This window comes from Brucella intermedia LMG 3301, assembly GCF_000182645.1.
In the GTDB taxonomy this organism is placed as follows: Bacteria; Pseudomonadota; Alphaproteobacteria; order Rhizobiales; family Rhizobiaceae; genus Brucella; species Brucella intermedia.
Genome location: NZ_ACQA01000001.1, coordinates 1,666,649 through 1,691,652, shown reverse-complemented (window position 1 = coordinate 1,691,652; position 25,004 = coordinate 1,666,649). Strand labels below are relative to the sequence as shown.

Here is a 25,004-nt window from a genome sequence, read left to right as displayed (position 1 = left end):
TCCTCAATAGTGGGTGCGGCGGTCCAGCACGCGGAATTGCAGCATCATCAGGATCACGAGGACCGCGAGAAAGATCACCGTCATGGCGGAGGCATAGCCGACGCGCAGATAGACGAAGCCTTCCTGGTAGATCGTCCAGAGCAGGACTTCCGAAGCCTTGTTCGGGCCGCCTTCGGTCAGTGTCTTGACCGTCTCGAAGACCTTCACGGCGTTGATGATGCTGATCGTCGTGACGAAAAGCGTGGTGGGGCCGAGCAGGGGCCATGTGACCAGCCGGAAGCGCTCCCAGCCGTTTTTCACGCCATCCACTTCGGCAGCCGAATAGAGTTCTCGCGGGATGGCGGTGAGACCGGCCAGAAACAGCACCATGTTGAAGCCGACGCTTTGCCAGATGCCGATAAGCGCGAGGCTGAACAGAACCGTATCGCTGGAACCGAGCCAGTTGGGACCGGCAATGCCGATCATGCCCAGCATGGCGTTGACGGGGCCGAGCGTCGGATGCAGCAGATATTGCCAGACGGTTGCCATGGCGACGAGCAGGGAGGCGACCGGCAGGAAATAGACGGTGCGGAAGAAGGATTTGCCGCGAACTTCGCCTTCGATGAGGAGCGCCACGCCAAGGCCGAGGAAGACGGAAGCGGGTGCCACGATGGCGGTGTAGATGGCGGTGTTCTTCAGCGAGATCAGAAATGTCCGGTCGCTGAACAGTTCGGCGTAGTTTTCCAGTCCGATGAATTCGAAACCGTCATAACCAAGCTCGAAATTGGTAAGGCTCCAGAAGATAACGGCGGCTGTCGGCAGGAGAATAAGCAGCACCGTCAAAATGATGGCCGGAGCCGCAAGTTTCCAGGCAAGCCGTTCTTCACGGCGGCGAGCTTCCTCAGCCGCCGTCCGTGCGCTGGTGGCCGCAGGAGCGGGGATCGCGACATCAGACATGGGCAGCAGCCTTTTCCGGCGATGCCGTCTTGACGATATTTCCGGCGGGCTGGCGCAGGCGCAGGCCATCTTCCCCGAAGAGATAGGCGTGGTTGGCATCGAAATGCAGGCCGACCGGGAGGCCAACGACGATATCGCGGGCTTCTTCGGGCGCAAGCTTCACGGTGAGGTCCTGCGGGGAGCCGGGAGCCTTGAGGTAGACGAGCACTTCAGAGCCGAGAAACTCGATCCGCGAGACCGTGCCCGCAATGCCCGTCTTGTCGTGCGGCTTGAGCTGGAAATGTTCGGGACGAATGCCGATGCGGATAGTGGTGCCGGAATGGGCGGCGACATCCTGCAGGATGGCGCGACCGGCAAAATGCACCATGCCGTTATCGCTGACCAATGCTTCCAGAATATTGATGCGCGGCGTGCCGATGAATTGCGCGACCTCGATATGGCGGGGATCGTTATAGATCGCGGTCGGCGTGTCGATCTGCAGCAGCTTACCGCCCATCATCACCGCTACGCGGTCGGCCATGCTGAGCGCTTCGGCCTGATCGTGGGTCACATAGATGGTTGGCACGCCTGCGCGACGATGCAACTCGACAATCTCGGCCCGAGTGTGAACGCGCAGATTGGCGTCGAGGTTCGACAGCGGCTCATCCATCAGGAATGCGCCCGGTTGGCGCACGAGCGCGCGGGCAAGGGCGACGCGCTGGCGCTGGCCGCCCGACATCTGGCCCGGCTTGCGGTCGAGCAGATGGTCGATCCTGAGGCTGGTCGCCGTGGCCTTGACCTGTTTCTGGATGGCGGCGCGTTTGCGCCGCTGGCCGGGCAGGAAGGCGCCTACCATCGGCAGGCGTTCCACGGCGGTCAGGTCACGCATGGCAAGCGGCACCGCAATGTTCTGTGCCGCCGTCAGATGGGGATAGAGCGCATAGGACTGGAAAACCATGGCGATGTTCCGGTCGGCGGGATGCGCGCCGGTTATGTTGCGTCCCGCAAGCTCGACGCTTCCTTCATCCGCATGATCGAGACCGGCGAGAATGCGTAAAAGCGTGCTCTTGCCGCAACCCGACGGGCCGACGAGGGCGATGAATTCGCCTTCCGCCGCTTCGATGGAAATGCCATCGAGAATGCGGTTGCCTCCGTAGGATTTGCCGATGTCGCGAAGGACGAGCGTGCTCACTGGCTTGCCTCCTCGGTGACCTTCTCGCCGTCGCCCGTGTGATGCGGATAGACTTCATGCACCACATCGTCGATGACATAGGGGGTCAGCTCGTCGATGCGGACAATGCTGCTCGTGGCGACTTCATCGAGGTCGTGAATTGCAGCGCCGAGTATGCGCTCGCCGGGCAGGTCGCGCTCCATCGGGCCGACGATGAAGGCGGCGGCAGGCGCCCAGACATAGTTCGTGCCGAAGGCGTCGCCCGACCAGGCGCGGTGCAGGTGGCCGCTGGCGTGAAGCTGCACATTATACTGCGCGAAAAGATCATAGAGGCGCTGGCGCGGGGCGGGGCGGATGCCCCAGTAACCGCTGTCGCCTTCATCCGGATCGTCCACAAAGAGCGGCTTGTGCGCAAAGACGGCGACCGGCTTGCCGTCGCTGTTTTTCAATTCATCCTCGAGCCACTGGAACTGTTCGGCTTCTTCGGCTTCACCGGAACCGATGACGAGGCTGTTGAGGCCGATAATGCGCCAGTTTCCGAAATTTTCCGCCCAGCGGTCCGGGCCGATATGGCGGCGCCAGCGCATCAGGCGCTGCGCATTGACGGGCTGGTGGCTTTCGGGAAGATGACCGATGTCGTGATTGCCCGGAAGGGTGAGGACACGCGCGGGAAGTTCGTTGAGGCAGGCGCGGCAGAACAGAAGGTCGGCCTCCACGTCAGCACCATCGACCGTCAGGTCGCCGGTGTGGATGATGAGATCGGGCTTCTGCTGGTCGATCCAGGCAACGAGCGGTTCCCAGTTGCGGTTGAAGTGCGGCTTGATGGGGCTGAGGTGAGTGTCTGTAATCTGAACGATCCGCACGGGTACGCTCCTTCTCGGGTCTGTCTGTGGGGGCAGCGCTTTTTCACGCGCCGCACATGCGCCAGGCGCGTCATGCGCGGCGTCTTGCCGGGGCTTTTAGGCTCGTTATGTGACAGGCCCGCTGCATTGCAGTGACAGTTGCGTGACATCTGCTTCGGGCGACTCAAAAAGGGTGATTTGCCAAATTTGCGGGCATTGCCATGTCGCCCATGCCCATGCTTTAGGCGGTTGATTTGCCCATTATAATATTACGAAGTAATTCTGTTCGGAATAACTAGATGATTTCAAAGGATTTTCTTGCCTGGTCAAGACATGCGTAAAACGCATAGCTGCATTGCGCTAAAGTCTCATTGCAAAAACAATGGGCAACAGGCATATAAAGGTCATCTCAGCGCTGCGTTTCCTCCTCCCATTTGCGCGGGCTGAGTGTTCCCCTCTGGAGGTTTGCCTCGAAGGCACCTTCAAAACTCAAAGCCAGACATTTGTCTGGCTTTTTTTTTGGCTTTTCGCCGGGCCGGGCGACGCATTGCAACGATAGCCAGATGTTTATCGCGCTCAACTGTCGCTTTTGACAGGTCCGGGAAGCCCGACCTGCCCGCCACGGCAAGTCTCAAATTGCAGATATGAAAAAGGGGCCTTTCGGCCCCTTGGTATGCTTTGCTCTGACTGTTTGTTCTGTCGCATTATCCTACGCAAAACCGCTACGCACTTTTGCTGGAAATGCTCTAGCGCAGGCTGGCGCAGAAGCGCTGGATGCGGGTGCAGGCTTCTTCAAGCAGCGCATCCGACGTCGCATAGGAAATGCGGAAGTTCGGTCCGAGGCCGAATGCCGAACCGTGCACGACGGCAACGCCTTCGGCTTCCAGCAATTCGGTGACGAAATCTTCGTCGGTCTCGATGACCTTGCCAGCTTCCGTCTTCTTGCCGATCAGGTCAGCGCAGGACGGATAAACGTAGAACGCACCTTCAGGTGTAGGGCACTTGATGCCCTTGGCCTGGTTGAGCATCGAGACGACCAGATCGCGGCGGGCCTGGAAGATCTTCTTGTTTTCCGGGATGAAGTCCTGGGTGCCGTTGAGGGCTTCGACTGCGGCCCACTGTGCGATGGAGCAGGCGCCGGAGGTCTGCTGACCCTGAACCATGTCCATGGCCTTGATGAGCTGCAGCGGTCCGGCTGCGTAGCCGATGCGCCAGCCGGTCATGGCATAGGCCTTCGACACGCCGTTCATGGTGAGCGTGCGGTCGTAGAGCGAAGGTTCGACCTGAGCAGGCGTGGTGAAGACGAAATCGCCATAGACCAGATGCTCATACATGTCGTCGGTCAGAATCCAGACATGCGGATGACGAACCAGAACCTCGGTCAGGGACTTCAGTTCTGCTTCCGTATAAGCCGCGCCGGTCGGGTTCGACGGCGAGTTGAAGATGAGCCACTTGGTCTTCGGGGTGATCGCCTTTTCCAGATCGGATGCGGTCAGCTTGAAATTGTCTTCGATCTTCGTGTTGATGAAAACCGGGTTGCCGCCGTTGATCGCCACCATTTCAGGATAGCTGACCCAGTAGGGGGCAGGGATGATGACTTCATCGCCGGGGTTCAGCGTCGCCATGAAGGCGTTGAACAGGATCTGCTTGCCGCCAGTGCCGACGATCGTCTGTTCCGGCTTGTAGTCGAGGCCGTTTTCGCGCTTGAACTTGGCAACGATGGCCTGACGCAGCTCGGGGATACCGGCTACAGGCGTGTATTTCGTTTCGCCGCGATTGATGGCGTCGATAGCCGCCTGCTTGATATTTTCCGGCGTGTCGAAGTCGGGCTCGCCCGCACCGAGACCAATCACGTCCTTGCCCTTGGCTTTCAGTTCACGTGCTTTCTGGCTGACCGCGATGGTCGCAGAAGGCTTAACACGGGAAAGGGCGTCGGCGAGAAATGCCATGATAGATCTCCATAAATGGCAGGCTCTGTTAACCGGCACCGGGCGCGGTCCGGTTTTGCGGATTTTCTATGTCCCATCGGCGCGGGAAGCGCAACAGATGGATTGAGAATTCGTCCGCAATTGCCGGATTTCGCGCAAATGTGTTGCCGAAACGAACAGATCCATCAGCAATGCTGACATATTAGCGCAAAGAAACTGATTGGACAGGAAGCTGGCGGGCAGGAATATTGCGGCAAACAGGAGACGACCATGCTGACGCTTTATGAACACGCCGATTCCGGCAATTGCTACAAGCCTCGCCTGCTTCTGGCGAAGATCGGCAAGCCCTTTCGTCACGTCGCGGTTTCCTCGCTTGATGGATCGACGCGGACGCCGGAATATCTGGCCAGGAACCCGAACGGCAAGGTTCCGCTGCTGGAACTGGAAGACGGTCGTTTCCTCGCGGAATCGAACGCCATTCTCCTGCATCTGGCGGAGGGAACACCCCTGTTGCCGCAAGACCCCTACGAGCGCGCTCTGGTCTATCAATGGCTGTTCTTCGAGCAATATAGCCATGAGCCTTATATCGCGGTGCGCCGTGCCTTGATGGTCTATCCGGAGCGGTCGCGTGATGCGACGCCGGAGCGTCTCGCTTCCACGCTGGCTGGCGGCGAAAAGGCGCTGGCCGTGATGGAAACCCAGTTGAAGAAAACGCCGTTCATCGCCGGTCACACTTATACGGTGGCTGATATCGCGCTCTATGCCTATACGCACGAAGCGCATCTGGGCGGTTTCGACATGCAGCGATATCCCGCCGTGCGCGCATGGCTGGAGCGTGTCGCCAGCGACAAGGGGCATGTGCCGATCGAGTGGCTGCCTTAAGGTTCTATCCTGCCATCAGGTCGCGCAGGCTGCGCGTGGCCATCAGCTTGTAAGCCGCTATCAGCGCATCGCATTCGCTTTCCGAAACCTCGACGGCGATGCGCATGGTGGATTCGCCGAAATGCATCAGCAGGAACGCGGATTCGTCCAGTTGCGGCGGCAGCTTGCCGGGGGCGATCCGGCGGATCGTATCGGCCAGCAGCTGGCCGTTCTGCCTGCTTTCATCAATTTCCAGCTTTGACAGGGACTTGTCTGTCTGCGTGGCCGACCAGATGTCGCGCATTGCCGGTTCCAGCCGCATCAGCCCCAGATATTCATCGATCAATGCATTGAAGGCGACAATCAGCTCATCTGCCGAATTGGCGGTCGCGAGCCCTTCGGCGATACACTGGCGCGATTGTGCATTGGAGCTTTCAAACAGGTAGCGGATCAGGGCGCTCTTGTCGGGGAAATACTGATAGAGCGCGCCAATGGAAATACCGGCCTGCTGGGCGATCTCACTCATCCTGAGACTGTCGCTGCCTTTGGCGGCGATCAGAGCCGTGGCGCATTCTGCTATGCGACGGATCTTCTCCTGCGCGCGGCTCTGGCTGGGTGTGCGGCGCAGGACAGGGGTGCTGGTGGCCTCTGCTTGCCCGGCGGAATTCTGCTTCATGACCGACTCACATATTTCGCTCTTGACAGAATATGAGGATTACTCACATATTGCAAATATGAGGGTTACTCAGATTTTTGGCCGCGAAGGTGAACAGGTTTCGTGCGGATAAAGCTTCCGCCGACGACAGAGGGAGGACAGTCATGACGACGGGTTTTCAGTTGCTGGTTCTGCTGACGGCATGGGGCAGCGCCATTACAGGCGGCATTTTCTATGCGTTCTCAAGTTTTGTGATGGTCGCGCTGGCGCGCATTCCGGCGAGCGCGGGCATGATGGCGATGCAGTCGATCAACATCACCGTGCTCAACGGCACGTTCTTCGCCGCCTTTTTCGGCACCGCATTGCTGTGCCTCGCGATTATCGTGCTGGGATTGATAGGCTTCGGGGGCCTGTCGACGTGGGCGGTGGCCGGCGCTGCCGTCTATCTCGTCGGCACTATCGGCGTCACGATGGTTCTCAACGTGCCGCTGAACAACCAGCTTGCCGTGATGGACGTCAATGCCGCTGCGTCCGCCGACGCCTGGCTCGTTTATGTGCGCGACTGGACCTTGTGGAATCACGTCCGCACCATTGCCGCGCTGGTCGCAGCGCTCATTCTTGGCGCAAGCGCGATGGGACGGGGCTGAACGGAACGGCGGACAAACAAAAAAGGCGGGCCCGAGGACCCGCCTTTTTTGTTATATTCTGACGATCAGGCTGCGACGAGGTTGTCTGCAGACGAACGGCCGGAACGGCGGTCCTGAACGATTTCGTAAGAAACCTTCTGACCTTCGTCGAGCGTGGCAAGGCCAGCGCGCTGAACGGCGGAGATGTGAACGAATACGTCCGTGCCGCCCTGGTCAGGCTGGATGAAGCCGAAGCCCTTGGTCGTGTTGAACCACTTAACTGTTCCCGTAGCCATGGGAATGTCCTTTGTAACATAGTAATTTTTAAGTCCGTATGCTTCGCACACGTGCCCGTGAATCGAATTTATGGACAGGAGATCGTCAGGAAGCACGGCGGGCCGCACGGGTCGCAAAGTCACTCGACCGAAAAATCGATGCGCTAACTATATGCGACAAATTTGACCAATACAAGATAGATAGAATGCGAGCTAGAAACTGATTTTACTGATGCTTTCAGCCATTCCAAGGCCCAGCCGGTTTTGCGCGCTCCTGCGGTCGAGCCAGAACAGCCGAAACAGGATCGGCGCGCCGCCGTCGCAAGGCGACATTTCATAGTGATCCCAGGTTTCAGGCATCGTGGCGTTCAATTTCAGGTGGAAGCAATGGCGGCGGTGCCGCTCCCTGGAGCCCCTTTCCGGATAGTCGTAAACAACGGTTTCGAGGTGGATCATGCTGTCGCTGGGGAGAAGCCCCGTTTCTTCGGCGAATTCGCGATAGGCGGCGGCGAGAATGTCTTCTCCCGCATCGACCGTGCCGCCCGGCACCTGTAGCGGTGTTTCGGGAAAATCCGGTTCTTCAAATACCAGAAGGCGGTCGTTCCACGTTGCATAAATGAGCACTTTGTCGATGGGCTTGATCGTGACAGCCATGGATTGCTTTCCGGCAGGGTTCGGGGTCCGGCCATCATTGCAGCGAAAGCCTGCCGGTAAAACCCGCATATTGTTGTGGGGCGTATCAGCTCTCCTGCGCGAAAAAATGTGCCGATCTCCAATCTTTGACTTCCGCGTGAAGCCGGAATCGCCGGACTGCTCTATGTATTTGTAGTGACGCATTTCCCAACGCAAAACCGGTTCCCACTTTTGCTGGAAATGCTCTAATGAGTATCTGCAAAATCGAGCGGGCCACGGGCAGCGAGGCAGGAAATGACGTCTGAACCAGACAAGGACAAGACGAAGCAGAGCGCACCCGGGAAGGAGCGCCGCCGCAAGAAGCCCAGACGCAGCGTCACGGAACGCCTGCGCAAAAGTTCCGCCAAGCTGATCGGCGGCACGCCGTCGCGCGATGGGACCGATCTTTTTTCACAGGTTTCGATGATGGTCGGGGCTTTTCTGGTCTCGCCGGTGCGCAACACGCTGATTGCGCTCGGGGCCGGGATTTTTGCTCTCGTCGTGCTGATCGCCATCGGGCAGGTGGCAATCAATCGCTGGAACGAACCGTTCTACGATGCACTTGCCCGTCGGGATTTACAGGCTTTCTTCCATCAATTGATGGTGTTCTTCGGGATTGCAGGCGCTCTTCTGCTTCTCAACGTATCGCAGACCTGGCTCAACCAGATGTTCAAGCTCAAGATGCGCGAGGGGCTGGCCCGCGATCTGGTGGGGCAATGGCTGGCGCCGGGCAGGGCCTTCCGCCTCGCCAATGCGGGCGAGATCGGCATCAACCCTGATCAGCGCCTGCATGAAGATGCGCGGCACTTTGCGGAAATGTCGTGCGATCTGGGGATCAACCTGCTCCAGTCGACCGTCATTCTGGTGAGTTTCGTCGGCGTTCTGTGGTCGCTTTCGAGCGGTTTCGTGTTTCATGTCGCGGGCTACAGCTTCTCCATCCCCGGTTACATGGTCTGGGCCGTTATCCTTTATGCGGCTTCCGCCTCCTGGCTCACATGGATCGTGGGGCGCAGCCTGGTCAACATCAACGCCAACCGCTATGCGCGCGAGGCGGATTTCCGCGCATCGCTGATGCGGGTCAATGAACATCTCGACGCCATCACCCTGTCGCGCGGCGAGGGGGATGAGAGACGCCGCCTCGATCTGGACATCGATGCGGTTCTGGGCGCGATCCGCAAGATCGTCTATGCAACCACGCGGCTGACTTGGGTGACGGCAGGTTATGGCTGGCTGACGATCGTGGCGCCGATCCTCGTTGCAGCACCGGTCTATTTCGGTGGCGGGCTGACATTCGGCGGTCTGATGATGGCGGTCGGCGCATTCACGCAGGTGCATAATGCGCTGCGCTGGTTCGTCGACAATTTCGGTGCGATCGCCGACTGGCGGGCGACGCTGCTTCGCGTCGCGAGTTTTCGCCAGGCGGTGCTGCACATGGATGCGCTTGGCCATCTGGACCGGCAGATCGACCTTGCAACGAATGACGATGACAGGCTGACGCTGGACGGTGTTTCCATTGCCGCGCCCGACCAGTGCCTGAAGCTTTCCCGCAAGGCCTTTTCGGTGAAGCCCGGCGAGCGGGTGCTGGTGACTGGCGGGACCGAGACACAGAGAACGCTGCTCTTCCGCGCACTGGGCGGGCTTTGGCCATGGGGCGAGGGGCGGATCGGCATGCCGGCTGGCGTAGGCGTGGCCTTCATGCCGCGCGCGCCCTATTTTCCGCCGGGCAATCTCAAGGGCGTGATCGTCTATCCGCTCGATATCAAGAAGTTTTCCGAACAGGATCTGGAGAATGTTCTGCGGCGGGCCGGGCTTGAGCGTCTGGCGACCAGTCTTGACCACGCTGCACGCTGGGATCGCGTCCTGACGGACGATGAGCGTCAGTGTATCGCTTTCGCCCGCCTGATCCTGCAGAAACCGCAGTGGATCGTCATCGATGGCGCGCTCGACGGCCTCGATGCCGAAGCCTACGACCGGATTCGCGACATGCTGAATACCGAGCTGAAAGATGCAGCCGTCATTCATCTTGGCAAGCCGCATCTGCATGACGGGCTTTTCACCCAGCAGATCAGTCTGGAAGACGACCCTTCAGGAAAGCCTCTGGAGGTGCGGGCCCTGAAAACGGCATGAAAAAGCCGCCGGTCGCCCGGCGGCTTTTCAACTTTCATGAGTTAGAACGGTTCCGGTTAAAACGGAGTCGTTGGAACTGCTCTAACTATTTGTTTTGTCGCATTTTCCTCACGCAAAACCGCTTCGCACTTTTGCTGGAAATGCTCTATGCGGTCAGCGGAAGTAATCCTGAAGCGGACGAACTTCCAGCGAGCCTGCCTTGAGCGCGGCGATGGCTTCGGCAGCAGCTTCCGCTCCGGCCATCGTCGTATAGTAAGGCAGCTTCTGCATCAGCGTTGCGCGGCGGATCGACTTGGAGTCGGAAACGGCACTTGCGCTGTCCGTCGTATTGAAGACCAGATGAATCTGGCGATTGCGGATCGCGTCTTCCACATGCGGACGGCCTTCGATGACCTTGTTGATCTTGGTCGATTCGACGCCGTTTGCTTCGAGGAACTTCTGCGTTCCGCCGGTCGCCATGACCTTGAAGCCGATGCTTGCCAGCAGGCGGACGGGGCCGAGCACGCGTTCCTTGTCCTCATCGCGGACCGATACGAAGACCGTGCCTTCACGCGGCAGTTCCACGCCGGCACCGAGCTGTGCCTTTGCGAAGGCCAGAGCATAGTCGTAGTCGAGACCCATGACTTCGCCGGTCGAGCGCATTTCAGGCCCAAGCAGCGTGTCGACGCCGGGGAAGCGGGCAAACGGGAACACGGCTTCCTTGACCGCGATATGCGGACGGGAAGGGGTCTTCGGCTTGCCGCCATAGGCGCCGAGTGCTGCCTCAAGGCTTTCACCGGCCATGATGCGGGCTGCGACCTTGGCAATCGGGGTGCCGACCGTCTTGGCCACGAAGGGAACCGTGCGCGATGCACGCGGATTGACTTCGAGAATGAAGATTTCGCCGTCCTTGATGGCGAACTGCACATTCATCAGGCCGCCCACATGAAGCGCCTTGGCCAGCGCTGCCGTCTGGCGTTCCAGTTCGGCGACGATTTCAGCCGAAAGTGTGTGCACCGGCAGCGAGCAGGCGCTGTCGCCCGAGTGGATGCCGGCTTCCTCGATATGCTCCATGATGCCGGCGACAAAGCTGTCCTTGCCGTCGCACAGGCAGTCGACGTCCACTTCGATGGCTTCGGTCAGATAGGTGTCGAACAGGAGCGGGTTCTTGCCGAGCAACGTGTTGATCTGGCCGGTCTTGTCGTTCGGGTACTTGGCCTTGATGTCTTCAGGCACCAGTTCCGGCACGGTATCGAGCAGATAGTTCTGCAACGAACGCTCATCATGGATGATCTGCATGGCGCGGCCACCCAGAACATAAGACGGGCGCACGACAAGCGGGAAACCGAGATCGGCGGCGACGAGGCGGGCCTGTTCGACCGAATAGGCGATGCCGTTCTTAGGCTGGTTGAGATCGAGCTTGATCAGCAGCTTCTGGAAGCGGTCGCGGTCTTCGGCAAGGTCGATGGCGTCCGGCGAGGTGCCGAGGATCGGAATGCCTGCCTTTTCAAGCGCATTGGCGAGTTTCAGCGGGGTCTGACCGCCAAACTGCACGATGACGCCATGAAGCGTGCCCTTTTCCTGCTCGACGCGCAGGATTTCCAGCACGTCTTCCGCGGTCAGCGGTTCGAAATAGAGACGGTCCGAGGTGTCGTAGTCGGTCGAAACCGTTTCCGGGTTGCAGTTGACCATGATGGCTTCGTAATCGGCATCGCCGAGCGCGAAGGCTGCATGGCAGCAGCAATAATCGAACTCGATGCCCTGACCGATACGGTTCGGACCGCCGCCGAGAATGACGACCTTCTTGCGATCCGATACTTCGGCTTCCGAGCGCGGCTGGCCGACGAAAGGCGTTTCGTAGGTCGAGTACATATAGGCGGTCGGTGATGCGAATTCGGCCGCGCAGGTGTCGATGCGCTTGTAGACCGGATGCACGTCGAGATCGGCGCGCAGCTTGGCCACGTCTTCCGCGTCCTTGCCGGTCAGGCTTGCAAGGCGCGCATCGGAGAAGCCCATGGCCTTCAGCATGCGCAGGTTTTCAGCGTCCTGCGGCAGACCATGTTCGCGAATGCGCTCTTCAGTCTTCACGATGGCTTCGATCTGTTCGAGGAACCACGGATCGATCTTCGATGCGTCGTGGACCTGCTCGGTGGTGAGGCCAAGGCGCATTGCCTGCGCTACCATGCGCAGACGATCCGGCGTCGGCGTGCCGATGGCGGCGCGGATGGCGTTCTTTTCGTCGCCTTCCTCGATGTTGGGGATGGCGATTTCATCAAGGCCGGTCAGGCCGGTTTCGAGACCGCGCAGTGCCTTTTGCAAGCTTTCCTGGAAGGTACGGCCAATGGCCATCACTTCACCGACCGACTTCATGGCGGTGGTCAGGATCGGCGAGGAACCGGGGAATTTCTCGAAGGCAAAACGCGGGATTTTGGTGACGACATAGTCGATCGACGGCTCGAACGAGGCAGGCGTTGCACCGCCGGTAATGTCGTTGTCGAGTTCATCGAGGGTGTAGCCGACGGCGAGCTTGGCTGCGACCTTGGCGATCGGGAAGCCGGTTGCCTTGGAAGCCAGCGCCGAAGAGCGCGACACGCGCGGGTTCATTTCGATGACGATCATGCGGCCATTGGCCGGATTGATCGCGAACTGGACGTTGGAGCCGCCGGTTTCGACGCCGATCTCGCGCAGCACCGCAATCGAGGCGTTGCGCATGATCTGGTATTCCTTGTCGGTCAAGGTCAGCGCAGGCGCAACCGTGATCGAGTCGCCGGTATGCACGCCCATCGGGTCGAGGTTTTCAATCGAGCAGATGATGATGCAGTTGTCCGCCTTGTCGCGGACGACTTCCATTTCATATTCTTTCCAGCCCAGAACCGACTCTTCGATTAGAACTTCGGTCGTCGGCGAGGCGTCGAGGCCGCGTTCGATGATCTCAAAGAATTCCTGGCGGTTATAGGCAATGCCGCCGCCGGTGCCGCCGAGCGTGAAGCTCGGGCGGATGATGGCGGGAAGGCCGACCACGTCGAGCGCCTGCGCTGCCTTTGCAAGCGCATGGCTCATATAGCGCTGCTTGCGTTCCACTTCGCCGAGCTGCCATTCGGTTTCCAGCTTGTCGAGCGCCTTGTCGAGATCGTCGCCGGAGAACTGCGCCTTCACTTCGGCGCGCTTGGCTTCGTGGCGCTTGCGGTCCTCGTCCTTGATTTCGGTCGCGTTGGCGAGCATCGAGCCCGGCGTGTCGAGGCCGATCTTCTGCATCGCCTCGCGGAAGAGCGCGCGATCTTCCGCCTTGTCGATGGCTTCCGCATTGGCGCCGATCATCTCGACATTGTAGCGCTCGAGAACGCCCATGCGGCGGAGCGACAATGCGGTGTTGAGCGCGGTCTGGCCGCCCATGGTGGGCAGGATCGCATCCGGGCGTTCCTTGGCGATGATCTTGGCCACGACTTCCGGGGTGATCGGCTCGATATAGGTCGCATCGGCCAGATCGGGATCGGTCATGATCGTGGCGGGGTTGGAGTTGACGAGGATGATGCGGTAGCCTTCCTCTTTCAACGCCTTGCAGGCCTGCGTGCCGGAATAGTCGAACTCGCAAGCCTGGCCGATGACAATGGGGCCCGCGCCGATAATCAGGATCGATTTGATATCTGTACGTTTCGGCATGAGCTCATCCTATCTTCTTCGCGCGCATGATCTTGTCCCGAAACCGGTTCCCACTTTCGAGAGACATGCTTCTTAGCCTGCCAGAAAAGCCCGCACGGTTTTCCGGCGGGTTGGCAGCTTATGAATTCTGTGGGCTAAGCGGGCCTTATAGGCAATCATTTCGATAAGCGGAACCCCACAAATCGTTTTATTTCAAAGAAAGTGGGGGCATTCACGAAAATTCTGCTTTCTCCGTGGATGTTATAACCGAACCAAAGCGTTCGCGGGCTGATTTCCGACTCGCGCGGCTGACCGGCAGCAGCGTGCCGTCCTTCGTCAGCAGGCTGAGACCGCCATTGGTCTTGCACAATTCTGCAACGTGCCGGTCGGCAACCCAGTGCGAGCGATGAATCTGAAGTCCGCTCGTATTGCCGACCTCGTTCACGGCATCGGAAAAGCGGAGAAGGAGAAGTTCCTCTCCCCGGCTGGTGACGATCCTTGTGTAGTGATCTTCCGCGGAAAGACGCAGAATCGCGCCGCGATTGCCGGGTTTCAGCCGGGCGAGCAATGGGGGTGGCGTGTCGGCAATATTTCTCGGCACGGATTCCAGCTCACGGCGCAGCGTCATGTAGGCGAGAATGCAGAAAAGGGCGCTGAGGGGCAAGGCGACCGAGGCGTTGGCGAGAACCGCACTCGCCGTGGGCGTTCTGCCCGAAAAGCCCCAGTCGATAAACCCGATCCAGAGCCCGATCGGAAGGGCAGCCACAACAGCGCCGGCCATCATGCGGGCAAAGGCATGCTTGAAAAATGGTTCAAGAAAAGCATCCGCCAGAACAGAAAAGGCGATTGCGGTTGACCAACCGGCAAACTGCACCGAGAGCCAGTAAAAGAAGCGAACCGCAACCGGCATGGACTGGTCCGTCCCGAAGGGGCCGGTAACGGTGAAGATCAGCACGACGACGAAGAAGGTGCCCCACAGGCGCAGCGCACGAATGATGGTCGACAATTCGCGAAGCGCGGATTGCAACAAGCCCCCGGTCACGTAGTTTTCCTGCATTTGACGCCGTTTCGATTGAGGTGAGCGCAGTCTTGTTGATAGCGACAGGAAATTCAACAGGAACGCTGCGATGAACTTCGAACCGCTTCTTCATGCACCGCTTGCCATTCAGATCCATGTCGCGACTGTCGTGCCCGCCGCCATCATCGGCCTTGTCATCTTCATGCGCCGCGAGGGTACGAGACTGCACAAGGCGCTCGGGCGCCTTTGGGTGATGCTGATGGTGGCAACTGCCATCTCGAGCTTTTTCATTCACCAGATCAATCTCATAGGCGGCTTCAGCCCGATACATATTCTTTCGATACTGGTGCTGGCGGGGTGTGCGTGCGCCGTCGTTGCTGCCCGGACAGGGCAGATAGAGGCACATCGCAGGGTCATGAGAAGCGTCTATCTCGGCGGAATTCCTGGAGCAGGGTTCTTTGCCTTCATGCCCGGACGCATCATGAACGAGGTTGCGTTTCCTTATGGATGGAGGTCGCCATTTCTTTTGGCCTGCCTTCTGCTGGCTCTCTTTGCGGCAGGTTTCACCTATCGAAGCCGAAGGGGGTTTCTTGTGAGCAAACTATTGCGAAAGAGTCTTCGTTTGTGATTGACGCTGCCATTTACTTTTTATGTTGCCGTGCCAACTCTTTATGCGACAATTACAGGTATAGTTTGGTGCCGCTTCGTTAAGGGTGGCACGGTGCACGGGAGTTGGTCAATGCGCTGGCAAGGCCGTAGGCAAAGCGACAATGTTGAAGATCTGCGCGGAGAGCAGGGCGGTGGTGCAGGCGGCGGCTTCGGTCGCGGCGGGGGCCTTGGCGGTCCGGGATTTCGAATCGTCCGTGGCGGCGGGATTTCAGGCATCCTCATTCTGGTGGTGATGTTCTTCGTGCTGCGCGCCGTGGGCATCGATCCGCTGCCAATCCTGTTCGGTGACGGCAGCATGGGGCCGAGCGTGACCCAGCAGGCCGACCAGTCGGGACGGACGGTTGCCGAAGGCGGCAATGTTGCCAATGACGAGACGACGCAGTTTGCCCGCACCATCCTTGCCGAGACGGAAGACGTTTGGAGCGGCATTTTCCAGTCGCGCGGCCAGACCTATACCAAGCCGACGATGGTGCTGTTTTCGGGACAGGTTCGTTCGGCCTGCGGTTTTGCATCTGCGGCTTCAGGGCCGTTTTACTGCCCCGGCGACCGCAAGCTCTACATCGATCTGAGCTTCTATAACGAACTGGCCAACCGCTTCGGGGCTTCCGGCGATTTTGCGCGTGCCTATGTTCTGGCGCATGAGGTCGGCCACCATGTGCAGAACCTGCTCGGCATCCTGCCGAAATTCAACCAGATGCGCCAGCAGATGAGCGAAGCGCAGGCAAACCAGATGTCGGTCCGCGTCGAGCTACAGGCCGATTGCTTCGCCGGTGTGTGGGGCTACTACACGGAGCAGAAGGGCATTCTGGAGTCAGGCGACCTGGAAAGTGCGCTCAATGCGGCCCACCAGATCGGCGACGATACGCTGCAACGCCGCAGTCAGGGTTATGTCGTGCCTGAAAGCTTCAATCACGGCACCTCGGCCCAGCGTGCCAAATGGTTCCAGCGCGGTTTCGACAGCGGAAAGCTGGAATCATGCGATACGTTCAGCGGTGACGTTTAAGATCGTTTCGATATTGCGGAAAAGGCGGTTTCGACCGCCTTTTTCTTTATCCGGCGGAATTCCATTTTCTTTTTGTCGAAACCGGGGAATATTCGCCTTGTCGTGAAATAATTTTCCAGATAAATGCTTTTTGACCGGCGCGGCCCTTTTCCCGATTTGCAAGCGTGACGCTCAGTTTTGAGCGGCGATGGCGCGCGAGTTCTCCAATCAACACAATTTATGACTGTTCCACCTCGTCCGTCGTGGAGCATATTTCAGGTGTCCCATGCATGATCCCCAGTTTGTACGGCGGGGCTTGTTACTCGTCTTTATGACATTGTTTCTCGACATTATCGGCATTGCGATCATCATGCCGGTTCTGCCGACTTTTCTCGAAGAGCTGACCGGCGCGGATATCAGCACCGCTGCCGTCGATGGCGGCTGGCTCCTGCTGGTCTATGCCGGAATGCAATTCCTGTTCGCCCCGATGATCGGCAATCTGAGCGACCGGTTCGGGCGGCGCCCGGTGCTGCTCGCCTCGATCTTCACCTTCGCGCTCGACAATCTGATCTGCGCGCTCGCAACCACCTACTGGATGCTGTTTGTCGGCCGTATTCTGGCGGGTATCAGCGGAGCGAGCTTCGCGACGGCTTCGGCCTACATCGCCGATGTGAGCGATGACAGCAATCGCGCGCGCAATTTCGGCCTGATCGGCATTGCCTTCGGTGTCGGTTTTGCGCTCGGTCCGGTCCTGGGCGGCTTGCTGGGCGAGTTCGGCCCGCGCGTTCCGTTCTACGGTGCGGCGTTCCTGTCGTTCATCAACTTCATTCTGGCTTATTTCCTTTTGCCGGAAACGTTGAAGCGTGAAAACCGGCGCTCGTTCAAGTTCGCCCGCGCCAATCCGCTGGGAGCACTCAAGCAGATGCGGAACTATCCGGGCATCGGCTGGGTCGTGCTGGTCTTCTTCCTGTTCTGGCTGGCCCATGCCGTCTATCCGTCCGTCTGGGCGTTTGTCGGTGCTTATCGCTATAACTGGAGCGAAGCGCAGATCGGCTTTTCGCTCGGGCTTTTCGGCATTGGCGCGGCATTCGTCATGGCGCTGGTTCTGCCACGGGTCCTGCCGATACTGGGTGAAAAGCGCACGGCGATGACCGGTGTGCTGTTCTCCTGTCTGGGGCTGATCGGCTACGCCATCGCATGGGAGGGATGGATGGTTTATGCCGTCATCTTCCTGACGGCGCTGGAAGGTCTGGCCGATCCGCCGCTGCGCAGCATCGCGGCAGGCAAGGTTCCGCCTTCGGCGCAAGGCGAATTGCAGGGCGCACTGACAAGCGTGTCGAGCATTACGACCATCATCGGCCCGCTCATCTTCACGCAGCTTTTCGCGATTTTCACCGGCAAGAATGCGCCGTTCGTTTTCGCGGGCATGCCCTATGCCGTGGGCGCCGGGCTGGTCTTTCTGGCGCTGGTCATCGTGGTGGCGCGGGTGCGGCCTACCGCACCGGCCAGACTGTCGGAGGTCTGATTGATACAAAAAGAAAGGCCGGAGTTTTGCTCCGGCCTTTTCGTTTGATGGTTCATGCGCAGCGTTCAAGCCGCCTGTTCGCGTTCCGGAAGCGGCGCCTGGCCCTTCTTTTCGCGGATCAGATTGATGAAACGGCGGAACAGATAGTGCGAATCCTGCGGGCCGGGCGATGCTTCCGGATGGTGCTGCACCGAGAAGACCGGCTTGCCGACAACGCGCAGGCCGCAATTGGTGCCGTCGAAGAGCGAGACGTGGGTCTCCTCGACATTTTCCGGCAGCGAGTCTGAATCGACCGCGAAGCCGTGGTTCATCGAGACGATCTCGACCTTGCCGGTCGTGTAGTCCTTCACTGGATGGTTGGCGCCGTGATGGCCCTGATGCATTTTCTCGGTGCGTCCGCCAAGCGCGAGCGCCAGCATCTGGTGACCGAGGCAGATGCCGAAGACCGGGAGTTCGGTTTCGACAAGCTTCTTGATGGTCGGCACGGCATATTCGCCGGTCGCTGCCGGGTCGCCGGGGCCGTTGGAGAGAAAGACGCCATCCGGATTGTGGGCCAGAACGTCCTCAGCCGTCGCGGTCGCAGGCAGAACGGTGACTTTTGCGCCGAGGCCAGTGAGCAGGCGCAGGATGTTGCGCTTCACGCCGAAATCCAGCGCCACCACGTGATATTCCGGGGCTTCCTGTTCGCCGTAGCCATTTGCGAGCGTCCATGGTGTTTCCTTCCATGTGAGGCTCTGACCAACCGTGACGTCCTTGGCGAGATCGAGGTTTTCGAGGCCGCTCCATGCGGCAGCACGCGCCTTGAGTGCATCAAGGTCGAAATTGCCGCTCGGGTCATGCGCGATCACCGCGTTCTGGGCACCGCGCTCGCGAATGAGCGAAGTCAGCGCGCGGGTGTCGATGCCGGCGAGCGCGATGATGCCGCGATGCTTCAGCCAGGCGTCGAGATCTTCTTTTGCGCGGAAATTCGACGGCGAGGTGATGTCGGCCTTGAAGATCGCGCCGACAGCGCCGTGGCGGTTGGCGGGCGTCAGGTCTTCGATGTCTTCGGCATTGGTGCCGACATTGCCGATATGCGGGAAGGTAAAGGTGACGATCTGTCCGGCATAGGATGGATCGGTCAGGATTTCCTCGTAACCGGTCAGCGCCGTGTTGAACACGACTTCGGCTTCGACCGCGCCAACTGCGCCGAGGCCCTTGCCTTCGATCACGGTTCCGTCCGCAAGAACCAGGATCGCGGTTCGCTTCTCGACAGTCCAGGGTGCTGTTTTCGGTGTCGTTTCTGTCATGGTCTGCACTCCTGTTTGTTAGCCGCACGCCAGCGTGTGCTGTTATTTCGTTACCAGTTAGTGCACCGGACTGATGGAATCAAATCGAGGCTCTAACTGTTTGTTTGCATGCATGCCTTTGCCCCAAAACCGGTTCCCGCCTTTGGGCGACATGCATTATGCGGCACGCGTTCGCGTTTCACCCCGCCACCGGTAAGGTAGCTTGAAAGATGAAGCGTCAAGGGTCATATATGCGCCAAAAGGCAGCGGGGATTTCAAACCTCCCGCCGCGAGCACGTGCCGATGTCCTGCTAAGCCTTGAGCAATAGAGAAACTTGAAGGCCGGGTCAATCGTCCGAAGCGGGGCTTTCCCGAAATAATGACGATAATCGTCGCATTATTTCTCGGGATGCCGGTTCGGACAGCTCGGCGTTTCTATTCGCTTGCTGTATAGATGCACGAAACGAACAACACAGAACAAACACCGTCAGGAGAGACGTTATGCTTCGCCAGGAGATTTCCCAGGCCCTCACGACCGCGCTGAAAGCACAGGAAAAGCGCCGCATGTCGACGCTGCGGCTGATCCTGGCTGCGGTAAAGGACCGAGATATCGCCAATCGCACCGCTGGCAAGGACCCGGTCGGGGACGAAGAATTGCTGGGCATCCTCGGCAAGATGGTCAAGCAGCGTGAAGAATCCGCCCGCATCTACGAGGAGGGCAGCCGTATCGAGCTGGCCGAAGCAGAGCGTGAGGAAATCGCGATCATTTCCGAGTTTCTGCCGCAGCAGATGTCGGACGACGAGATCAAGCAGGCCTGTGCGGATGTAATTGCTGAAATCGGCGCGCAGGGCCTGCGCGACATGGGCAAGTGCATGGCGGTCCTGAAGGAGCGTTATGCCGGCAAGATGGATTTCACCAGGGCCAGCGCCATCGTGAAATCGCTTTTGCAGTGAAAGCGTAAGGCCTGAAGGCTTTCGACTTTGGATTCAGCCCTCGCTCTGGCGAGGGCTTTTCTTTGTGCTATGCATGGCGAAGGCCAACCAATCACCGGATGCTGACTGATGAAAACAGCTTTGCTTGTCATAGATGTTCAAAACGACATCGTGGCCGGGATGGGCACGCCGGAACGGCAGCCCGCTATCGACCAGGCCCTCGATGAGATCGTCATGCGGCTGCGCGGCTTGCAGGAGAAGGCGCGGCAGGCCGGAATTCCGGTCATCATGGTTCAGCATGACGGCGGCCCGGGGGACGAGCTGGAAAAAGGCACGGCGGGATGGCAAATCCGCGAGGAGCTTGCCCTGAAACCGGGCGACGTTCTCGTTGAAAAGCGGAGCTGCGATTCTTTCCACGAAACGGACCTGCAAACCGTTCTGGACCAGCGGAATATCTCGCATCTCGTCGTCGGCGGCTGCCAGACGCAATATTGCGTCGACACCACCGTCCGGCGCGCCGTTTCTCTCGGTTACGACGTCACGTTGATCGGGGATGCGCACACGACCGGCGACACCGCCAGCCTGCAATTTGCGGATATCGTTGCGCATCACAATGAAACATTGAGCGGTTTCAGGGCGGGAAATGCTCGCGTGCGGGTGCGTCCGGCTGCGGATATTTCCTTTTAAGGATTGAAGCCATGCGGCAGCAGGCATGCCCTGCTGCCGCTGGACCGGCGGTCAGCTCTGCTTGGCGGTCTTGAGGCGCGTATCGCTCAGCAGCCCCTGTTCCTCGAGCACGGGGTAGGCCATCGACGCCAGAAGCGAGTTGATCTGCTTGAGGTCGCGAATCGTGTCGAGATGGATGGAGCTCGTCTCGATGCTGCGGGTCGCGCCTTCGCGCAGGCGCGTGAAGTGCCGCATGCTCGTCTGCTTTTCCAGTTCGCGCAGTTGGTCCTTTTCCTGCACAAGCTGGCGGGCGGTGCGGCCATCGCGTGAAACGATGACGTTGAAGGCCATATGCGCATTGGCCAGAACCATGGCGTGGAAATGGCTGAGTTCCTTCCAGCCTTCCTCGGTGAATTCCAGTTGGTGGTCCATCTTCTTCTGGACATGCGCCAGCATGTTGCGGACGATGATGTCGCCCACCTGTTCGAGCTTTACGCAGGCTCCCAGCAGTTCCTGCATCCGCAGGGACTCGAAATCCGACAATTCATGGGTTGCGAGTCTGGTCAGGTAAAGCTTGATCGCGGCGTGCTTTTTGTCCACCCGGTCGTCCAGCGCCGCGAGTTCGTTGATCCGCGCCTGATCGGGCTTTTCATAAAGCTCGATAATGCGGCGCAGCATGACCTCGATCGTGTCGCAGACACCCACCACCTCGCGGGTTGCATTGGCGAGCGCCTGTGAAGGCCGGTCGAGCACGGCGGCATCGAGCGCGCTGTATTCCTCGGTCGCCAGCGGCTGAGCAGGCGCATTGCTGTCGGCGTTGAGGTGCACAAGCGCTTCGGTCGCCCGCAGCACGAGGCCGGAAAGCGGGATGCCTGCAATCATCACGATGACGTTGAACAGGATATGCGCATTGACCACCTGCGAAACCGGATCGGCGCCAAGGAAGGCGACCGATGGTTTGAAGGTCTGGTAGAGCACCAGCATGACGAGCGATCCGGCGCCGCGCATCAGGAGATTGCCGAGCGGCACGACGCGGGTTTCCGGCGGGGCATGACGGGTCAGGATCGGCGCGATGATCGACGAACCCAGATTGACGCCGAGAACCATCACCACGGCAAGTTCTGGCTGGATCAGCCCGCGCGAGGCGAATGTGGTGAGGAGGATGACGGCGGCAACGCTTGAATGAAACAGCCATGTCATCAGCGCTGCAAGCAGATAGGCGGTGATCGGATCGCCGGACAGATAATCGACGATGACCGGCAGCAATTCGCTTTGCCGCAGAGGTTCCGTGGCCTGTCCGGTCATTTCCAGCGACATGATGAGAAGGCCGATGCCGACCAGAATACGTCCGATCTGCCGCCAGTCGCGGCGCTCGGTCGTCATGAAGATGCCGGTGCCGATAACGAGGCAGAGCGGCACCAGAAGCGTGAGGTCGTAGCTCAGGATCTTGACGACAAGGGCGGAACCAAGCTCTCCGCCGCGCACGGCCATGAGGCCCGCTATGCCGCTGACAAAACCTGACCCGACAAAAGAACCGACGAGAAGCGTAACCGCAGTCGAGCTTTGCAGCGCGACAGCAAGGGCCAGGCCAAAGGCAACGGAAAGCAGCGGATTCTGCATCTGGTTGCGCAGGCGTCTGCGCAGCCGGTCGCCATAGGCGCGCTCCACCCCGGTCCGCACCATGCGTGTCGCCCATAGCAGGAGGGCAACTGCACCGGCCAGATGCAAAAGGACTACAGAACCATTCACGGCAAAATCCCTTCGGGTTGGAGGTGAATATCTGTGATTAAGCTAACGCAACAAATGAAGAAAAAATATGTTCCGGCTAATCAAATTTCCAAGAGATATGGGCTTGTTCGCAATAAAAAGCAATCCATTCCCACAGCGTCATGACGAATATATGACAGTTTTGTGACAATGCGCCTGTCCGCTGACGACATGTGATTAGCGGGGAGGGACGCGCCTGCGCGATGGACTGTGGAAGCGGGCGGGCCTATATACTCTTTAGAATGCACTGGTTGCCCGAATGGCCTGCCTGTATGAACCGAAAGTGAAATCTGTAATGCGTTTTCCGCCCTCCTTTCTCGATGAGATCAGAGACCGCGTCCCGATCTCGACGCTGATAGGGACGCGCGCTTCGTTCGACCGCAAGAAAAGCAATCCGCCAAAGGGCGATTTCTGGGCCTGCTGTCCGTTCCATGGCGAGAAGACGCCGAGCTTTCACTGTGAAGACCGCAAGGGCCGCTATCATTGTTTCGGTTGCGGCGTGACCGGCGATCACTTCAAGTTTCTGACTGATCTCGAGGGGCTGAGTTTCCCCGAAGCCGTCGAACGCGTCGCCGATATGGCAGGCGTGCCGATGCCGGCGCGCGATCCGGAAATGGAAAAGCGCGAGGCGCAGCGCGCCACGCTCTATGATGTCATGGAACTGGCTGCGCAGTTTTTTGAAAGCCAGTTGCAAAATGCGGTTGGCGCCAAGGCGCGCGCCTATCTGCGCGACCGCGGCCTTTCGACCGCGACACAGCAAGCATTCCGCATCGGCTACGCGCCGGAATCGCGCAACGCATTGAAGGAATTTCTGGCTGGCAAGGGCGTGTCGCGCGAGCAGATCGAGGCGTGCGGCCTTGTCGTGCACGGCGAGGGAATTGCGGTTTCCTATGACCGTTTCCGCGATCGCGTCATGTTCCCGATCGAGGATCTGCGCGGGCGCATCATCGCCTTCGGTGGCCGTGCGCTTTCTGCCGATGCCCCGGCAAAATATCTGAACTCGCCGGAAACCGAACTGTTTCACAAGGGGCGGGTGCTCTATAACGGATTGCGGGCGCGCAAGGCCTGCCAGCCCCAAGGCGGCGAGCCCGCCAAATCCATCATTGCCGTCGAAGGCTATATGGATGTGATCGCGCTGGCGCAGGCCGGTATTCATCAGGTGGTGGCTCCGCTCGGCACGGCGCTGACCGAAGAACAGCTCGATCTGCTCTGGCGCATCAGCCCCGAACCCGTATTGTGTTTCGACGGCGACGGGGCGGGCCTTCGCGCCGCCTATCGCGCCGTCGATCTGGGGCTGCCTGCCTTGCAGCCCGGTAAGTCGCTGCGTTTTGCTCTTCTGCCGGAGGGGCAGGACCCGGACGATCTCGTCAAGGCGGAAGGGTCGGCTGCGTTCCATGCGGTCCTGCGCGATGCCAGGCCGCTGGTCGATATGGTGTGGACGCGGGAAACGGCAGGCGGTGTGTTCGATACGCCCGAGCGCCGGGCCGAGCTTGAAGCCCGGCTGCGGGAGATTACCAGCCGCATCGCCAATGAAGATATTCGCCGCCACTACAGCCAGGATATGCGCGACCGGGCGCAGGCTTTCTTTGGTCAGGGACGACAGGGGTATCAGGGCGGAGGGCAGCGCAATTCGTCTTTCAACCGCAGGAACGAAGGCGGGCGCGGGCGCGGCGGACCGGCTGGCGGCAGCGGGCGCCTTGCGATTTCCGACAGCCTGGTGCGTTCCACGCTGGTAAAGGGCGGCAGGCCGGGTGCTGGTTCGCACGCTCCCTTGCGCGAAACGGCAATCGTGCTGACGCTTCTCAACCATCCGCGTCTGATCGAAGAGGATTTCGAGACGCTGGCCGCGCTCGATCTGGGACATGAAGCCTTGAGGTCGCTGCATCTGGCTATGCTGGACGTGCTGGCTGCCGGTCACATGGAAGATGGCCATGCGATGCGGCGGGCGCTGGTCAATGCCGGGCATGGCGAACAGATCGAAATGCTCGAACTTGTGGTGAAGGGCGCGAAGCTCTGGACCGCGACGGCACTGGCCGCAGAAGACGATGCGCGGGAAGCGCTTCGGCAGGCGCTTCACTTGCATCAGCGGGCGCGCACACTACATAAGGAGCTGCGAGCCGTTGAGGCCGCGCTTGAAACAGATGAAACGGGCGAGCTGTTCGCACGTCTCAGAGATATACAAAATCAGATTTTGAAAGCTGATGCGACAGAAGCGCTGATTGATGGTTTCGGCCTGTCTTCAGGGCGTCCGCCCGGCGGCTTCTGATTCGGGTTTCACGAATCAGGCTGCCACAACAGCCGGAAATGCGGGGTTGCGATCCCGCAAACGCGCTCTATCTGGCCGACGGAGAGGCTGCGACAACAAAATGATTCGCTTTTTAAGCGCGAATCAGGTGAGTCGCTCTTGACGTATGGCGTAAATGACGGAATCACGACAGTTCGAACAAGGAAAAGAACAGAAACCGGTGATATCCGAGGCTGCAAGG

General features: G+C 59.5%; 20 protein-coding genes. 9 read left to right on the top strand and 11 right to left on the bottom strand.

Features of this window, described 5'->3' with window-relative positions; all coding sequences use genetic code 11:
- Positions 1-3: 3 nt before the first annotated feature.
- The 4 genes from OINT_RS08045 to OINT_RS08030 form a co-directional block, all read right to left on the bottom strand.
- Positions 4-936 (bottom strand): carbohydrate ABC transporter permease, encoded by a 933-nt coding sequence (locus tag OINT_RS08045; protein WP_006467286.1) that lies wholly within the window; start codon positions 934-936, stop codon positions 4-6.
- Positions 929-2,107, bottom strand: coding sequence for an ABC transporter ATP-binding protein (locus tag OINT_RS08040; RefSeq protein ID WP_006467285.1), 1,179 nt, complete (start codon positions 2,105-2,107; stop codon positions 929-931). The genes OINT_RS08045 and OINT_RS08040 overlap by 8 nt, the downstream gene beginning before the upstream one ends.
- A complete protein-coding gene (locus OINT_RS08035) occupies positions 2,104-2,949 on the bottom strand; it encodes a metallophosphoesterase family protein (RefSeq protein ID WP_006467284.1) in 846 nt (281 codons plus the stop codon). Before OINT_RS08035 ends, OINT_RS08040 begins: the two co-directional genes overlap by 4 nt.
- A 725-nt stretch (positions 2,950-3,674) precedes the next feature.
- Positions 3,675-4,877, bottom strand: coding sequence for a pyridoxal phosphate-dependent aminotransferase (locus tag OINT_RS08030; RefSeq protein ID WP_006467283.1), 1,203 nt, complete (start codon positions 4,875-4,877; stop codon positions 3,675-3,677).
- A 249-nt stretch (positions 4,878-5,126) separates the two neighbouring features.
- Here OINT_RS08030 and OINT_RS08025 point away from each other — a divergent pair, with 249 nt between their 5' ends.
- On the top strand, positions 5,127-5,738 hold the full coding sequence (locus tag OINT_RS08025; protein WP_006467281.1) for a glutathione S-transferase family protein: 612 nt from the start codon (positions 5,127-5,129) through the stop codon (positions 5,736-5,738).
- Between the two features lie 4 nt (positions 5,739-5,742).
- On the opposite strand, the gene OINT_RS08020 is transcribed toward OINT_RS08025, so the two are convergent.
- The gene (locus tag OINT_RS08020; protein ID WP_006467280.1) at positions 5,743-6,393 is read right to left on the bottom strand and encodes a TetR/AcrR family transcriptional regulator; all 651 of its coding nucleotides are present in this window, start codon (positions 6,391-6,393) and stop codon (positions 5,743-5,745) included.
- A 143-nt stretch (positions 6,394-6,536) separates the two neighbouring features.
- Between OINT_RS08020 and OINT_RS08015 the strand changes: the two genes are divergently transcribed.
- Entirely contained in the window at positions 6,537-7,019 is a 483-nt protein-coding gene (locus OINT_RS08015) for an anthrone oxygenase family protein (RefSeq protein WP_006471899.1), read from the top strand.
- Positions 7,020-7,084: 65 nt separating this feature from the next.
- On the opposite strand, the gene OINT_RS08010 is transcribed toward OINT_RS08015, so the two are convergent.
- Both OINT_RS08010 and OINT_RS08005 read right to left on the bottom strand, forming a co-directional pair.
- Positions 7,085-7,294, bottom strand: coding sequence for a cold-shock protein (locus OINT_RS08010; protein WP_006471898.1), 210 nt, complete (start codon positions 7,292-7,294; stop codon positions 7,085-7,087).
- A gap of 192 nt (positions 7,295-7,486) precedes the next feature.
- The gene (locus OINT_RS08005) at positions 7,487-7,927 is read right to left on the bottom strand and encodes an NUDIX hydrolase (protein ID WP_006471897.1); all 441 of its coding nucleotides are present in this window, start codon (positions 7,925-7,927) and stop codon (positions 7,487-7,489) included.
- A 273-nt stretch (positions 7,928-8,200) separates the two neighbouring features.
- Between OINT_RS08005 and OINT_RS08000 the strand changes: the two genes are divergently transcribed.
- Positions 8,201-10,072 (top strand): ABC transporter ATP-binding protein/permease, encoded by a 1,872-nt coding sequence (locus OINT_RS08000; RefSeq protein WP_006467276.1) that lies wholly within the window; start codon positions 8,201-8,203, stop codon positions 10,070-10,072.
- Positions 10,073-10,225: 153 nt separating this feature from the next.
- Here OINT_RS08000 and carB read toward each other — a convergent pair whose 3' ends face one another.
- Positions 10,226-13,711, bottom strand: coding sequence for a carbamoyl-phosphate synthase large subunit (carB, locus tag OINT_RS07995; RefSeq protein WP_006467275.1), 3,486 nt, complete (start codon positions 13,709-13,711; stop codon positions 10,226-10,228).
- A gap of 211 nt (positions 13,712-13,922) precedes the next feature.
- Positions 13,923-14,747: a LytTR family DNA-binding domain-containing protein gene (locus OINT_RS07990; RefSeq protein ID WP_006471646.1), complete on the bottom strand. Its 825-nt coding sequence runs from the start codon at positions 14,745-14,747 to the stop codon at positions 13,923-13,925.
- A 70-nt stretch (positions 14,748-14,817) separates the two neighbouring features.
- On the opposite strand from OINT_RS07990, the gene OINT_RS07985 reads away from it, so the two are divergent.
- The 3 genes from OINT_RS07985 to OINT_RS07975 all read left to right on the top strand — a co-directional run bounded on the left by OINT_RS07985 (position 14,818) and on the right by OINT_RS07975 (position 17,884).
- Positions 14,818-15,336 (top strand): DUF2306 domain-containing protein, encoded by a 519-nt coding sequence (locus OINT_RS07985; protein ID WP_006467273.1) that lies wholly within the window; start codon positions 14,818-14,820, stop codon positions 15,334-15,336.
- A 111-nt stretch (positions 15,337-15,447) separates the two neighbouring features.
- Complete coding sequence (gene ypfJ, locus OINT_RS07980; RefSeq protein WP_006471647.1) at positions 15,448-16,380, top strand: KPN_02809 family neutral zinc metallopeptidase; 933 nt, start codon at positions 15,448-15,450, stop codon at positions 16,378-16,380.
- A gap of 265 nt (positions 16,381-16,645) precedes the next feature.
- Positions 16,646-17,884 carry a TCR/Tet family MFS transporter gene (locus OINT_RS07975; protein ID WP_006467271.1) on the top strand — a complete coding sequence of 413 codons (1,239 nt, stop codon included), beginning with the start codon at positions 16,646-16,648 and terminating at the stop codon, positions 17,882-17,884.
- Between the two features lie 65 nt (positions 17,885-17,949).
- On the opposite strand, the gene carA is transcribed toward OINT_RS07975, so the two are convergent.
- Complete coding sequence (gene carA / locus OINT_RS07970) at positions 17,950-19,173, bottom strand: glutamine-hydrolyzing carbamoyl-phosphate synthase small subunit (RefSeq protein WP_006471648.1); 1,224 nt, start codon at positions 19,171-19,173, stop codon at positions 17,950-17,952.
- 480 nt (positions 19,174-19,653) lie between these two features.
- On the opposite strand from carA, the gene OINT_RS07965 reads away from it, so the two are divergent.
- Both OINT_RS07965 and OINT_RS07960 read left to right on the top strand, forming a co-directional pair.
- Positions 19,654-20,106 (top strand): GatB/YqeY domain-containing protein, encoded by a 453-nt coding sequence (locus tag OINT_RS07965; RefSeq protein WP_006467269.1) that lies wholly within the window; start codon positions 19,654-19,656, stop codon positions 20,104-20,106.
- Positions 20,107-20,214: 108 nt separating this feature from the next.
- Positions 20,215-20,772, top strand: coding sequence for a cysteine hydrolase family protein (locus OINT_RS07960; protein WP_006471649.1), 558 nt, complete (start codon positions 20,215-20,217; stop codon positions 20,770-20,772).
- Between the two features lie 51 nt (positions 20,773-20,823).
- On the opposite strand, the gene OINT_RS07955 is transcribed toward OINT_RS07960, so the two are convergent.
- Positions 20,824-22,500: a Na/Pi cotransporter family protein gene (locus tag OINT_RS07955; protein ID WP_006467268.1), complete on the bottom strand. Its 1,677-nt coding sequence runs from the start codon at positions 22,498-22,500 to the stop codon at positions 20,824-20,826.
- A gap of 313 nt (positions 22,501-22,813) precedes the next feature.
- On the opposite strand from OINT_RS07955, the gene dnaG reads away from it, so the two are divergent.
- Complete coding sequence (gene dnaG / locus OINT_RS07950) at positions 22,814-24,784, top strand: DNA primase (protein ID WP_006471650.1); 1,971 nt, start codon at positions 22,814-22,816, stop codon at positions 24,782-24,784.
- Positions 24,785-25,004 lie beyond the last annotated feature (220 nt).

What these genes read in the sequence shown, in the direction of transcription:
- OINT_RS08045 (WP_006467286.1), bottom strand. Translation starts at nt 936, where the DNA reads ATGTCTGATGTCGCGATCCCCGCTCCTGCGGCCACCAGCGCACGGACG.
- OINT_RS08030 (WP_006467283.1), bottom strand. Translation starts at nt 4,877, where the DNA reads ATGGCATTTCTCGCCGACGCCCTTTCCCGTGTTAAGCCTTCTGCGACC.
- OINT_RS08025 (WP_006467281.1), top strand. Translation starts at nt 5,127, where the DNA reads ATGCTGACGCTTTATGAACACGCCGATTCCGGCAATTGCTACAAGCCT.
- OINT_RS08020 (WP_006467280.1), bottom strand. Translation starts at nt 6,393, where the DNA reads ATGAAGCAGAATTCCGCCGGGCAAGCAGAGGCCACCAGCACCCCTGTC.
- OINT_RS08015 (WP_006471899.1), top strand. Translation starts at nt 6,537, where the DNA reads ATGACGACGGGTTTTCAGTTGCTGGTTCTGCTGACGGCATGGGGCAGC.
- OINT_RS08010 (WP_006471898.1), bottom strand. Translation starts at nt 7,294, where the DNA reads ATGGCTACGGGAACAGTTAAGTGGTTCAACACGACCAAGGGCTTCGGC.
- OINT_RS08005 (WP_006471897.1), bottom strand. Translation starts at nt 7,927, where the DNA reads ATGGCTGTCACGATCAAGCCCATCGACAAAGTGCTCATTTATGCAACG.
- OINT_RS08000 (WP_006467276.1), top strand. Translation starts at nt 8,201, where the DNA reads ATGACGTCTGAACCAGACAAGGACAAGACGAAGCAGAGCGCACCCGGG.
- carB (WP_006467275.1), bottom strand. Translation starts at nt 13,711, where the DNA reads ATGCCGAAACGTACAGATATCAAATCGATCCTGATTATCGGCGCGGGC.
- OINT_RS07990 (WP_006471646.1), bottom strand. Translation starts at nt 14,747, where the DNA reads ATGCAGGAAAACTACGTGACCGGGGGCTTGTTGCAATCCGCGCTTCGC.
- OINT_RS07985 (WP_006467273.1), top strand. Translation starts at nt 14,818, where the DNA reads ATGAACTTCGAACCGCTTCTTCATGCACCGCTTGCCATTCAGATCCAT.
- ypfJ (WP_006471647.1), top strand. Translation starts at nt 15,448, where the DNA reads ATGCGCTGGCAAGGCCGTAGGCAAAGCGACAATGTTGAAGATCTGCGC.
- OINT_RS07975 (WP_006467271.1), top strand. Translation starts at nt 16,646, where the DNA reads ATGCATGATCCCCAGTTTGTACGGCGGGGCTTGTTACTCGTCTTTATG.
- carA (WP_006471648.1), bottom strand. Translation starts at nt 19,173, where the DNA reads ATGACAGAAACGACACCGAAAACAGCACCCTGGACTGTCGAGAAGCGA.
- OINT_RS07965 (WP_006467269.1), top strand. Translation starts at nt 19,654, where the DNA reads ATGCTTCGCCAGGAGATTTCCCAGGCCCTCACGACCGCGCTGAAAGCA.
- OINT_RS07960 (WP_006471649.1), top strand. Translation starts at nt 20,215, where the DNA reads ATGAAAACAGCTTTGCTTGTCATAGATGTTCAAAACGACATCGTGGCC.
- dnaG (WP_006471650.1), top strand. Translation starts at nt 22,814, where the DNA reads ATGCGTTTTCCGCCCTCCTTTCTCGATGAGATCAGAGACCGCGTCCCG.